At 52.7% G+C, this 12,259-nt stretch carries 10 protein-coding genes; 2 read left to right on the top strand and 8 right to left on the bottom strand.

Annotated elements, in window-relative coordinates:
* The first annotated feature begins 174 nt into the window (after positions 1–174).
* The gene (folA, locus tag D9736_RS05255; protein WP_130204869.1) at positions 175–654 is read left to right on the top strand and encodes a type 3 dihydrofolate reductase; all 480 of its coding nucleotides are present in this window, start codon (positions 175–177) and stop codon (positions 652–654) included.
* A gap of 77 nt (positions 655–731) precedes the next feature.
* Here folA and apaH read toward each other — a convergent pair whose 3' ends face one another.
* The 6 genes from apaH to lptD are packed head-to-tail and all read right to left on the bottom strand — an operon-like array spanning position 732 to position 7,464.
* Positions 732–1,574, bottom strand: coding sequence for a bis(5'-nucleosyl)-tetraphosphatase (symmetrical) ApaH (gene apaH / locus D9736_RS05250; protein ID WP_130257861.1), 843 nt, complete (start codon positions 1,572–1,574; stop codon positions 732–734).
* A 6-nt stretch (positions 1,575–1,580) separates the two neighbouring features.
* Complete coding sequence (apaG, locus tag D9736_RS05245) at positions 1,581–1,958, bottom strand: Co2+/Mg2+ efflux protein ApaG (RefSeq protein WP_130204873.1); 378 nt, start codon at positions 1,956–1,958, stop codon at positions 1,581–1,583.
* Between the two features lie 2 nt (positions 1,959–1,960).
* Entirely contained in the window at positions 1,961–2,782 is an 822-nt protein-coding gene (gene rsmA, locus D9736_RS05240) for a 16S rRNA (adenine(1518)-N(6)/adenine(1519)-N(6))-dimethyltransferase RsmA (RefSeq protein ID WP_001065381.1), read from the bottom strand.
* The gene (gene pdxA, locus D9736_RS05235) at positions 2,779–3,768 is read right to left on the bottom strand and encodes a 4-hydroxythreonine-4-phosphate dehydrogenase PdxA (protein WP_130257860.1); all 990 of its coding nucleotides are present in this window, start codon (positions 3,766–3,768) and stop codon (positions 2,779–2,781) included. The genes rsmA and pdxA overlap by 4 nt, the downstream gene beginning before the upstream one ends.
* Positions 3,768–5,054 carry a peptidylprolyl isomerase SurA gene (surA, locus tag D9736_RS05230; protein WP_000800488.1) on the bottom strand — a complete coding sequence of 429 codons (1,287 nt, stop codon included), beginning with the start codon at positions 5,052–5,054 and terminating at the stop codon, positions 3,768–3,770. The genes pdxA and surA overlap by 1 nt, the downstream gene beginning before the upstream one ends.
* Before the next feature lie 52 nt (positions 5,055–5,106).
* Positions 5,107–7,464, bottom strand: coding sequence for an LPS assembly protein LptD (gene lptD, locus D9736_RS05225; RefSeq protein ID WP_130257859.1), 2,358 nt, complete (start codon positions 7,462–7,464; stop codon positions 5,107–5,109).
* A gap of 254 nt (positions 7,465–7,718) precedes the next feature.
* On the opposite strand from lptD, the gene djlA reads away from it, so the two are divergent.
* A complete protein-coding gene (djlA, locus tag D9736_RS05220; RefSeq protein ID WP_001200560.1) occupies positions 7,719–8,534 on the top strand; it encodes a co-chaperone DjlA in 816 nt (271 codons plus the stop codon).
* Between the two features lie 117 nt (positions 8,535–8,651).
* Here djlA and rluA read toward each other — a convergent pair whose 3' ends face one another.
* Both rluA and rapA read right to left on the bottom strand, forming a co-directional pair.
* On the bottom strand, positions 8,652–9,311 hold the full coding sequence (gene rluA, locus D9736_RS05215; RefSeq protein ID WP_000525176.1) for a bifunctional tRNA pseudouridine(32) synthase/23S rRNA pseudouridine(746) synthase RluA: 660 nt from the start codon (positions 9,309–9,311) through the stop codon (positions 8,652–8,654).
* Positions 9,312–9,322: 11 nt separating this feature from the next.
* Positions 9,323–12,229, bottom strand: a complete 2,907-nt coding sequence (rapA, locus tag D9736_RS05210) for an RNA polymerase-associated protein RapA (protein ID WP_130217450.1) — start codon at positions 12,227–12,229, stop codon at positions 9,323–9,325.
* Between the last annotated feature and the right edge of the window lie 30 nt (positions 12,230–12,259).

The following is a 12,259-nucleotide window of genomic DNA, read 5'->3' as shown; positions in this document are numbered from 1 at the left end:
TCACGCTTTACAGCTAACTATTTGTTTTTATTTCATTGTATTGCGGCGAGTCCACGAACAGATTATGGACTCGCCAGCAAAATAAAAATTTTCCTCAACATCATCCTCTCGCCAGTCGACGAAGGTTTACGCTTTACGTATAGTGACGACAATTTTTTTTATCGGGAAATTTCAATGATCAGTTTGATTGCGGCGCTAGCGGTAGATCGCGTTATCGGCATGGAAAACGCCATGCCGTGGAATCTGCCTGCCGATCTCGCCTGGTTTAAACGCAACACCTTAAATAAACCTGTGATTATGGGCCGCCATACCTGGGAATCCATTGGCCGCCCGCTACCTGGACGCAAGAATATTGTCATCAGCAGCCAGCCGGGTACGGACGATCGCGTAACGTGGGTGAAATCGGTTGATGAAGCCATTGCGGCGTGTGGTGACGTACCAGAAATTATGGTGATTGGCGGCGGTCGCGTTTATGAGCAGTTCCTGCCGAAAGCGCAAAAACTGTATCTGACGCATATCGACGCAGAAGTGGAAGGCGACACCCATTTCCCGGATTACGAGCCGGATGACTGGGAATCGGTATTCAGCGAATTCCACGACGCTGATGCGCAGAACTCTCACAGCTATTGCTTTGAGATTCTGGAGCGGCGGTAAGTTTGTATAGAATTTACGGCTAGTGCCGGATGTGACGCCGGTCGCGTCTTATCCGGCCTTCCTGTATCAGGCTGTGTTTAAGACGCCGCCGCTTCACCCATATCCTTATGTCTGTTCGACGGCTGGACAAAATACTGTTTATCTTCCCAGCGCAGGCAGGTTAATGTACCACCCCAGCAGCAGCCGGTATCCAGCGCGTAAATACCTTCTGGCGTACCTTTGCCTTCCAGCGATGCCCAGTGACCAAAAGCGATGCTGTACTCTTCAGCGACGGGACCAGGAATCGCAAACCACGGTTTCAGCGGGGCAGGGGCTTCTTCCGGCGATTCTTTGCTGTACATATCCAGTTGACCGTTTGGAAAGCAAAAGCGCATACGGGTAAAGGCGTTGGTGATAAAACGTAATCGCGCCAGACCACGCAAATCTGGTGACCAGTTGTTCGGCATATCGCCGTACATGGCATCGAGGAAGAAAGGGTAAGAGTCGCTTGACAGTACCGCTTCTACGTCACGTGCGCACTCTTTCGCGGTCGGTAAGTCCCACTGCGGCGTGATCCCCGCGTGGGCCATCACCAGCTTTTTCTCTTCATCGATTTGCAACAAAGGCTGACGACGTAGCCAGTTAAGCAGTTCATCGGCATCAGGTGCTTCCAGTAGCGGCGTGAGACGATCTTTTGGTTTGTTGCGGCTTATGCCTGAAAATACTGCCAGCAGATGCAGATCGTGATTGCCCAGCACCAGACGTACGCTGTCGCCTAAGGATTTCACATAGCGCAGAACATCAAGCGAACCAGGACCGCGCGCAACCAGATCGCCCGTCAGCCAGAGGGTATCTTTCCCAGGGATAAATTCCACTTTATGCAGCAATGCGATCAGTTCATCGTAACAGCCATGAACATCGCCAATAAGGTATGTCGCCATAATTTTTTAATGAATGAATATTGGAACGGCGAGTCGGAATACGGGAATGTCGATGATAAAGGGAACGCCGTTCTCATCAATCATTTCGTAGTGACCCTGCATGGTGCCCAGCGGCGTTTCGATAATCGCGCCGCTGGTATACTGGTACTCTTCGCCAGGCGCGATATGCGGTTGGACGCCCACCACACCTTCGCCCTGGACTTCTGTTTCACGGCCATTGCCGTTAGTGATCAGCCAGTAACGCCCCAACAACTGCACTGGCGCTCGCCCCAGGTTGCGTATGGTTACGGTATAAGAAAAAACGTAACGTTCGTTATCAGGTGAAGATTGTGCCTCAATGTAGACGCTTTGAACCTGAATACACACTCGGGGCGAATTGATCATCGTTAACTCTCCTGCAAAGGCGCGTTCTCCGCCAGATAGTTCGCCATCTGGCAATATTGCGCGACAGAGATATTTTCCGCTCGCATCGCCGGGTCGATCCCCATTCCCGTTAACACCTCGACGCTAAACAGGTTGCCGAGGCTGTTACGAATGGTTTTACGACGCTGGTTAAAGGCTTCAGTGGTGATACGACTCAGCACGCGAACATCTTTAACCGGGTGAGGCATCGTTGCATGAGGAACCAGGCGCACGACGGCGGAATCCACTTTGGGTGGTGGTGTAAAGGCTGATGGCGGCACTTCCAGCACCGGGATCACGTTGCAATAGTATTGCGCCATGACGCTTAATCGACCATACGCCTTGCTGTTCGGTCCTGCAACCAGACGATTCACCACCTCTTTTTGCAACATAAAGTGCATGTCGGCAATGGCATCAGTATAGCTAAACAGATGGAACATCAACGGTGTGGAGATGTTATACGGCAGGTTGCCGAAAACACGCAGCGGCTGGCCCATTTTCTCTGCCAGTTCACCGAAGTTGAAGGTCATCGCATCCTGCTGATAAATCGTCAGTTTCGGGCCTAAGAACGGATGCGTTTGCAGGCGCGCTGCCAGATCACGGTCAAGTTCGATGACTGTCAGCTGGTCCAGTCGTTCGCCAACCGGTTCGGTTAAAGCTGCCAGACCGGGGCCGATTTCGACCATTGCCTGGCCCTTTTGCGGGTTAATGGCAGAAACAATACTGTCGATCACGAACTGATCGTTGAGAAAGTTTTGCCCGAAGCGTTTACGGGCTAAATGGCCCTGGTGGACTCGATTATTCATTGGGTATTAACAATCATTTTGATGGCGAGATTAAGCGCCGTAATAAAACTGCCGACATCGGCTTTGCCACGTCCCGCCAGTTCAAGCGCGGTGCCGTGGTCCACTGATGTGCGAATAAAGGGCAGGCCCAGCGTAATGTTCACACCGCGCCCGAAGCCCTGGTATTTTAGCACGGGAAGACCCTGATCGTGGTACATCGCCAGCACGGCGTCGGCGTTGTCGAGATATTTCGGCTGAAACAGGGTATCGGCAGGCAACGGCCCGTTGAGTTTCATCCCCTGCGCCCGCAGTTCGTCGAGAACGGGAATGATGGTGTCTATCTCTTCCGTGCCCATATGACCGCCTTCGCCCGCGTGCGGATTCAGGCCACAGACCAGAATCCGCGGTTCGGCAATACCAAATTTGGTTCGCAAATCGTGATGCAAAATAGCAATCACTTCGTGCAGAAGCGCAGGGGTGATGGCGTCAGCAATATCGCGCAGCGGTAAATGCGTTGTTGCCAGCGCCACGCGAAGTTCTTCGGTTGCCAGCATCATCACCACTTTTTTCGCCTGCGAGCGTTCTTCAAAAAACTCGGTATGACCGGTAAACGGAATGCCTGCGTCGTTGATAACGCCTTTATGCACCGGACCTGTAATCAGTGCAGCAAATTCGCCGTTAAGGCAACCGTCGCACGCGCGTGCCAGCGTCTCCACCACATAATGCCCATTCTCAACTGCTAATTGTCCCGCAGTGGCAGGTAAACGTAGTGCAATGGGAAGTAGCGTCAGCGTTCCCGCAGATTGCGGTTGCGCAGGGGAGTCGGGGGAATAAGGGCGGAGGTTAAGCGGTAAACCGAGCATCGCTGCCCGGTCGGTAAGGAGAGTGGCATCAGCACAAACAACCAGTTCTACCGGCCACTCTCGTTGTGCAAGCTGGACAACTAAGTCCGGGCCAATCCCGGCGGGTTCGCCGGGAGTGATCACAACACGTTGGGGTTTAACCATTAGTTGCTCAAAATTTTCACATAAGCGCTGGCGCGTTGTTCCTGCATCCAGCTTGCTGCTTCTTCCGAGAACTTACGGTTCATCAGCATGCGGTATGCACGATCTTTTTGCGCTGCATCGGTTTTATCGACGTTACGGGTGTCCAGCAGTTCGATTAAATGCCAGCCGAATGAAGAGTGAACCGGTGCACTCATCTGGCCTTTGTTCAGGCGGGTCAGTGCGTCACGGAAGGCCGGATCGAAAATATCTGGCGTAGCCCAACCGAGATCGCCGCCCTGATTTGCAGAGCCAGGATCCTGAGAGAACTCTTTCGCTGCGGCAGCAAATGTGGTTTTACCGCTCTTGATATCCGCAGCAATTTGTTCCAGTTTCACGCGGGCCTGTTCGTCAGTCATGATAGGCGACGGTTTCAGCAGAATATGGCGAGCATGAACTTCGGTCACCGAGATATTTTTGCTTTCGCCGCGCAGGTCGTTAACTTTCAGAATGTGGAAGCCAACGCCGGAACGAATTGGGCCAACAATGTCGCCTTTCTTCGCGGTGCTTAATGCCTGGGCGAAGATCCCCGGCAGCTCCTGAATGCGACCCCAGCCCATCTGGCCGCCGTTCAGCGCCTGCTGGTCGGCAGAATGAGCAATTGCCAGCTTACCGAAATCAGCGCCGTTACGCGCCTGATCGACAATGGCACGCGCCTGAGTTTCCGCCTCATTCACCTGTTCAGAAGACGGGTTTTCCGGCAGCGGGATCAGGATGTGGCTTAAGTTCAGTTCAGTGCTGGCATCATTTTGATTACCGACTTGCTGCGCCAGAGCTTCAACTTCCTGTGGCAGGATAGTGATGCGACGACGCACTTCGTTGTTGCGCACTTCCGAGATAATCATCTCTTTGCGGATCTGATTACGATAGGTGTTGTAGTTCAGACCATCGTAAGCCAGACGGCTGCGCATCTGATCCAGCGTCATGTTGTTCTGTTTGGCAATGTTGGCAATCGCCTGATCAAGCTGCTCATCGGAGATTTTAACCCCCATTTTCTGCCCCATCTGCAGGAGGATTTGATCCATGATCAAACGTTCCATGATTTGGTGGCGCAGCGTAGCATCATCAGGAAGTTGCTGCCTTGCCTGGGCAGCGTTCATTTTTACCGACTGCATTAATCCATCAACGTCGCTTTCCAGCACGACGCCGTTATTGACGACGGCTGCGACTTTATCGACTACCTGGGGGGCAGCGAAACTGGTATTCGCAATCATGGCGATACCGAGAAGCAGCGTTTTCCAGTTCTTCATACTTTTTCCATTTCAATTAACCGCACTGCGGATTACGTGGTAAATCAACAAATCACAAAGAGTTTTGATACGGCAGAATGTTCGAACGCAGCATCTCTTGCGTACCCAGACCGTAGTTGGAACTCAGGCCACGAAGTTCGATGTTAAAGCCGATTGCGTTGTCATATATCGCATGTTGTTTATCGTTATCCCAACCGTTCAGCTTACGCTCATAACCGACGCGAATCGCATAGCAGCAGGAGCTGTATTGCACACCTAACATTGAGTCGGCTTGCTTGTTCGCGTTGGTGTCGTAGTAGTACGCCCCGACAATCGACCAACGATCGGCGATTGGCCAGCTAGCGACTGCACCCACCTGCGAAATGCCGTTTTTAAACTGTTCATATGTGGAATAATAATTAGGCAGTGTCGCCTGTATATATTCCGGGCTGGCGTAGCGATAGTTCAGCTGTACCAGACGGTCTTCATCCCGACGGTATTCAATGCTGGTGTTACTGGTGGCTACGTTATCAAGACGAGTATCGTACTGAATGCCGCCCCGCAATCCCCAGCGCTCGGAGATGCGCCAGTAGGTATCGCCAGCCCATACCAGTGAGCCCGTTTTGTCGTCATTCTCCCATGTTATGTTGTCATCGCCGGTGCGAGACTCCGTGAAATAGTAGATTTGACCAACGGAAATATTAAAACGTTCAACGGCTGCATCATCATATACGCGAGTTGTGATACCGGTTGTGACCTGGTTTGCGGAAGCAACACGGTCAAGACCGCCATAAGTCCGGTCCCGGAACAGGCCCGAGTAGTCGGATTGCAACAGTGCGGAGTCATAGTTATAGATGTCGCTCTGATCGCGATACGGCACATACAGGTATTGTGCGCGCGGCTCCAGCGTCTGGGTGTAACCCGGCGCCAGCATTTCCATATCACGTTCGAAGACCATTTTGCCGTCAACTTTAAATTGCGGCATTACGCGGTTAACAGAATCTGCCAACTTATTGTTTTGCGGGTTGCTGTTATACCAGTCGAGATTGGTCTGCTGATAATGGGTAGCCAGCAACTTCGCTTCGGTATTGATACTGCCCCAGGTGTTGGATAACGGCAGGTTGATCGTCGGCTCCAGATGAACGCGAGTAGCCTCCGGCATATTGCTGTTTGTATTAACAAAATGCACTGCCTGACCATAAAATCGGGTATCAAACGGGCCGAGATCGTTATGGTAGTAGTTGACGTCTAACTGCGGTTCAGCGGCATAGCTGTTGCCACTGGTATCATCAAAAACCTGGAATTGTTTATGCGAAAGCGTGGCGTCAAAGTTCTGCACCGCATAGCCCACGCTGAATTTTTGCGTGGCATAACCATCGGTACTGGAACCATATTTATTATCAAAATCATTGAAATAGGTCGGGTCGCTGACTTTGGTGTAGTCGATGTTAAAGCGCCAAACCTGGTCCATCACTCCGGAGTGTTGCCAGTAGAACAACCAACGGCGTGAATTACTATCTTCTGGATGTTCATCTTCATAGACTTTATCTGAAGGCAGATAGTCCAGTTCCATCAAGCCTGCGCCGGCCTGGGTGAGATAACGGAATTCGTTTTCCCACATAATGTTGCCACGACGATGCATATAATGCGGCGTGATGGTGGCATCCATATTTGGCGCGATGTTCCAGTAATACGGCAGGTAGAACTCAAAGTAGTTGGTGGTGGTGTACTTGGCGTTCGGGATCAAGAAACCAGAACGACGTTTGTCACCCACCGGCAACTGTAAATAGGGGCTGTAAAAGATCGGAACCGGACCCACTTTAAAACGGGCGTTCCAGATCTCCGCGACTTGTTCTTCGCGGTCATGAATAATTTCGCTACCCACCACGCTCCAGGTATCAGAACCTGGCAGACAGGAGGTAAAAGAACCGTTATCCAGAATGGTGTAGCGGTTTTCGCCACGCTGTTTCATCAGGTCTGCTTTACCGCGCCCCTGACGCCCCACCATCTGATAATCACCTTCCCAGACGTTGGTGTCTTTGGTGTTCAGATTCGTCCAGCCTTTTGGCCCTTTGAGGATCACCTGGTTATCGTCGTAATGGACATTACCGAGCGCATCGACGGTACGTATCGGCTCCGGTTGTCCTGGCGCCTCTTTTTGATGAAGCTGTACTTCATCGGCCTGCAGACGGCTGTTACCCTGCATGATATCCACGCTGCCGCTAAACACGGCGTCATCGGGGTAGTTCCCCTTTGCATGGTCAGCATTAATCGTCACGGGTAGGTCATTGGTATCGCCCTGTACCAGAGGACGGTCATAGCTTGGCACGCCCAACATGCACTGTGAGGCGAGGTCGGCTGCCAGTCCCTGTTGACTATAAAGGGCGGTGGCAATCATGGTGGCCAGGAGAGTGGGGATACGTTTTTTCATACGTTGATTTTATTGTTCCATCATCGGTAACGTTGCGCGTGACAAACGGTCAGAGACTAACGTACTCGTCATCTCTACGCTAGTGTTAATCCTGTCCGAATAGCGTCTGTGGTGTTAGGCACGGCATTGAATGACAGGTATGATAATGCAAATTATAGGCGATGTCCCACAATTGACCGTAGCCGGAAAACGGTAAAAGCACCTTTATATTGTGGGAGATAGCCCTGATATCCGTGTGTCGATTTGGGGAATATATGCAGTATTGGGGAAAAATCATTGGCGTGGCCGTGGCCTTAATAATGGGCGGCGGCTTTTGGGGCGTAGTATTGGGCCTGTTAATTGGCCATATGTTTGATAAAGCCCGTAGCCGTAAAATGGCGTGGTTCGCCAACCAGCGTGAGCGTCAGGCGCTGTTTTTTGCCACCACTTTTGAAGTGATGGGGCATTTAACCAAATCCAAAGGTCGCGTCACGGAAGCTGATATTCATATCGCCAGCCAACTGATGGACAGAATGAATCTTCATGGCGCTTCCCGTACTGCGGCGCAAAATGCATTCCGGGTGGGAAAATCAGACAATTACCCACTGCGTGAAAAGATGCGTCAGTTTCGCAGTGTCTGCTTCGGGCGTTTTGATTTAATTCGCATGTTTCTGGAGATCCAGATTCAGGCGGCATTTGCTGATGGTTCGCTGCATCCGAATGAGCGAGCGGTGCTGTATGTCATTGCTGAAGAATTAGGGATCTCCCGCGCCCAGTTTGATCAGTTTCTGCGCATGATGCAGGGCGGTGCACAGTTTGGCGGCGGTTATCAGCAGCAATCTGGCGGTGGTAACTGGCAGCAAGCGCAGCGTGGCCCGACGCTGGAAGATGCCTGTAATGTGCTGGGCGTGAAGCCGACGGATGATGCGACCACCATCAAACGTGCCTACCGTAAGCTGATGAGTGAACACCATCCGGATAAGCTGGTGGCGAAAGGTTTACCGCCTGAGATGATGGAGATGGCGAAGCAGAAAGCACAGGAAATTCAGCAGGCGTATGAGCTGATTAAGCAGCAGAAAGGATTTAAATAAGTTTCAAATTGTAGCCCTGATAAGACGCGGCCCGCATCGCATCAGGCAATCGGCGCAAAATTGCCGGATGCGGCGTGAACGCCTTCTCCGGCCTACCGAACTTCGCCAGCGTGACGATTAAAAATCCGCTGGCGCTTTAAACGTCATACTATTGCCATACGCCGGATGGGTAATCGTCAACATCTCTGCATGTAGCAACAAACGCGGTGCCATTGCTCTCGCTTCTGGTGATGCATAAAAGCGATCGCCGAGAATCGGATGACCCAGCGCCAGCATATGCACACGCAACTGATGCGAACGCCCGGTAATCGGTTTTAACACCACTCTTGCCGTGTTATCCGCCGCATACTCCACCACTTCATATTCCGTCTGCGCAGGTTTCCCTGTTTCGTAACAGACTTTCTGCTTCGGGCGGTTTGGCCAGTCGCAAATCAGCGGTAGATCCACCAGACCTTCTGCGGGGGATGGATGCCCCCAGACGCGGGCCACATACTGCTTTTTCGGCTCGCGCTCGCGGAACTGGCGTTTTAACTCCCGCTCCGCGGCTTTGGTCAGCGCCACTACAATCACCCCGCTGGTAGCCATATCCAGACGATGCACCGATTCTGCCTGCGGATAATCACGCTGAATGCGCGTCATCACGCTGTCTTTGTGCTCTTCCAGACGACCCGGCACAGACAACAAACCGCTCGGCTTGTTGACCACCATAATGTGGTCATCCTGATACAGGATAACCAACCAGGGTTCCTGCGGTGGATTGTAGTTTTCCATCCCCATTTTCGGCTCCGTTACTGATGCGTTACAACGATCAAACGCAGGGCATCCAGACGCCAGCCTGCCTGATCCAGGCTTTCCATTACCTGCTGACGGTTGCTCTCAATGGCGGTCAGTTCGTCGTCACGAATGTTCGGGTTCACTGCGCGCAGCGCTTCCAGACGAGACAGCTCGGCAGACAGTTTTTCGTCGGCTTCGTTACGCGCTGCATCAATCAATGCACGGGCAGATTTCTCGATCTGCGCTTCACCCAACTGGAGGATAGCGTGAACATCCTGCTGCACGGCGTTAACCAGTTTGCTGCCGGTGTGGCGGTTCACCGCGTTAAGCTGACGGTTAAAGGTTTCAAACTCCACCTGCGCCGCCAGGTTGTTGCCGTTTTTATCCAGCAGCATACGTACCGGTGTCGGCGGCAGGAAGCGGTTAAGCTGCAACTGCTTCGGCGCCTGGGCTTCAACCACGTAAATCAGCTCTACCAATAGTGTACCTACCGGCAATGCTTTGTTTTTCAACAGTGAAATCGTGCTGCTACCAGTATCGCCAGAGAGGATCAGATCCAGACCGTTGCGGATGAGCGGATGCTCCCAGGTAATAAACTGTGCATCTTCACGCGCCAGCGCCACTTCACGGTCGAAGGTGATGGTAATACCGTCTTCCGACAGGCCAGGGAAGTCCGGCACCAGCATATGATCGGACGGCGTCAGCACGATCATGTTGTCGCCGCGATCGTCCTGATTGATACCGATGATATCGAACAGGTTCATGGCGAAGGCGATCAGGTTGGTATCGTCATCCTGCTCTTCAATGCTTTCTGCCAGTGCCTGGGCTTTTTCGCCACCGTTGGAATGGATTTCCAGCAGGCGGTCACGACCCTGTTCCAGCTGTGCTTTCAGCGCTTCATGCTGCTCGCGGCAGTTTTTGATCAGATCGTCAAAGCCTTCGGTTTGATCCGGTGAAGCCAGATAGTTAATCAGATCGTTGTATACGCTATCGTAAATAGTGCGTCCGGTCGGGCAGGTGTGCTCGAACGCATCCAGACCTTCGTGATACCAGCGCACCAGTACTGACTGAGCGGTTTTTTCCAGATATGGCACATGGATCTGAATATCGTGCGCCTGACCGATACGATCCAGACGACCAATACGCTGCTCCAGCAGATCCGGGTTGAACGGCAGATCGAACATTACCATGTGGCTGGCGAACTGGAAGTTACGTCCTTCAGAACCGATTTCCGAGCACAGCAGTACTTGCGCACCGGTGTCTTCTTCAGCAAACCAGGCGGCAGCGCGGTCACGTTCGATAATCGACATGCCTTCGTGGAACACCGCGGCGCGAATACCTTCACGTTCGCGCAGTACCTGCTCCAGTTGCAGCGCAGTGGCCGCTTTGGCGCAGATCACCAGCACTTTCTGAGAGCGATGACTGGTCAGGTAGCCCATCAGCCATTCAACGCGCGGATCGAAGTTCCACCAGGTGGCGTTATCGCCTTCAAATTCCTGATAAATACGCTCCGGGTAGAGCATATCGCGAGCGCGATCTTCCGCACTTTTACGTGCGCCCATAATGCCGGAGACTTTAATAGCGGTCTGATACTGCGTCGGCAGCGGCAGCTTAATAGTGTGCAGCTCGCGTTTCGGGAAGCCTTTCACACCGTTACGGGTGTTACGGAACAGCACGCGGCTGGTACCGTGGCGATCCATCAGCATCGAAACCAGTTCCTGACGGGCGCTCTGGGCATCTTCGCTGTCGCTGTTTGCTGCTTGCAACAGCGGCTCGATATCCTGCTCGCCGATCATCTCGCCAAGCATGTTCAGTTCGTCATTGCTCAGTTTGTTACCTGCCAGCAGCATGGCAACGGCGTCCGCAACCGGACGATAATTTTTCTGCTCTTCAACGAACTGCGCGAAATCGTGGAAACGGTTCGGGTCCAGCAGACGCAGACGGGCGAAGTGGCTTTCCATTCCCAGCTGTTCCGGGGTTGCGGTCAGCAGCAGAACGCCCGGCACGTGCTCTGCCAGTTGTTCAATAGCCTGATATTCACGGCTCGGCGCGTCTTCGCTCCACACCAGGTGATGCGCTTCATCGACCACCAGCAGATCCCACTCGGCTTCACAGAGGTGTTCCAGACGCTGTTTGCTACGACGGGCAAAATCCAGCGAGCAAATCACCAGCTGTTCGGTGTCGAACGGGTTGTAAGCATCGTGCTGAGCTTCGGCATAACGCTCATCATCAAACAGCGCAAAGCGCAGGTTGAAACGGCGCAGCATTTCCACCAGCCACTGATGCTGTAAAGTTTCCGGTACGATAATCAGCACACGTTCAGCAGCGCCAGAGAGCAACTGCTGATGCAGGATCATCCCGGCTTCAATGGTTTTCCCTAAACCCACTTCGTCAGCCAGCAGAACGCGCGGCGCGTGGCGGCGACCAACATCATGAGCGATGTTGAGCTGGTGCGGGATCAGACTGGTACGCTGACCGCGCAGGCCGCTGTACGGCATACGGAACTGTTCGCTGGAATACTTACGCGCGCGATAACGCAGCGCAAAGCGGTCCATACGGTCAATCTGCCCGGCAAACAGGCGGTCCTGCGGTTTGCTGAACACCAGTTTGCTATCAAGGAAAACTTCACGCAGGGCAACGCCGGACTCTTCATTATCCAGGCGAGTACCGATATAGGTCAGCAAGCCATTTTCTTCTTTTACTTCTTCGACTTGCATCTGCCAGCCGTCATGGCTGGTAATGGTATCACCAGGGTTGAACATCACGCGGGTCACGGGGGAATCACTGCGTGCGTACAGACGGTTTTCACCAGTAGATGGGAAAAGTAATGTGACAGTTCGCGCATCCACCGCGACAACGGTTCCAAGTCCTAATTCGCTTTCTGTATCGCTGATCCAGCGTTGACCAAGTGTAAAAGGCATATGTGTTTGGCTCTATATCTTTAATTGCAG

The organism is Escherichia sp. E10V10 (assembly GCF_004211985.1).
Taxonomy (GTDB): Bacteria; Pseudomonadota; Gammaproteobacteria; order Enterobacterales; family Enterobacteriaceae; genus Escherichia.
This window is presented reverse-complemented; position numbering and strand designations above follow the sequence as displayed.

Coding starts and splice junctions, on each gene's coding strand:
- djlA (WP_001200560.1), top strand. CDS start 7,719: ATGCAGTATTGGGGAAAAATCATTGGCGTGGCCGTGGCCTTAATAATG.
- surA (WP_000800488.1), bottom strand. CDS start 5,054: ATGAAGAACTGGAAAACGCTGCTTCTCGGTATCGCCATGATTGCGAAT.
- apaG (WP_130204873.1), bottom strand. CDS start 1,958: ATGATCAATTCGCCCCGAGTGTGTATTCAGGTTCAAAGCGTCTACATT.
- folA (WP_130204869.1), top strand. CDS start 175: ATGATCAGTTTGATTGCGGCGCTAGCGGTAGATCGCGTTATCGGCATG.
- rsmA (WP_001065381.1), bottom strand. CDS start 2,782: ATGAATAATCGAGTCCACCAGGGCCATTTAGCCCGTAAACGCTTCGGG.
- lptD (WP_130257859.1), bottom strand. CDS start 7,464: ATGAAAAAACGTATCCCCACTCTCCTGGCCACCATGATTGCCACCGCC.
- apaH (WP_130257861.1), bottom strand. CDS start 1,574: ATGGCGACATACCTTATTGGCGATGTTCATGGCTGTTACGATGAACTG.
- pdxA (WP_130257860.1), bottom strand. CDS start 3,768: ATGGTTAAACCCCAACGTGTTGTGATCACTCCCGGCGAACCCGCCGGG.
- rapA (WP_130217450.1), bottom strand. CDS start 12,229: ATGCCTTTTACACTTGGTCAACGCTGGATCAGCGATACAGAAAGCGAA.
- rluA (WP_000525176.1), bottom strand. CDS start 9,311: ATGGGGATGGAAAACTACAATCCACCGCAGGAACCCTGGTTGGTTATC.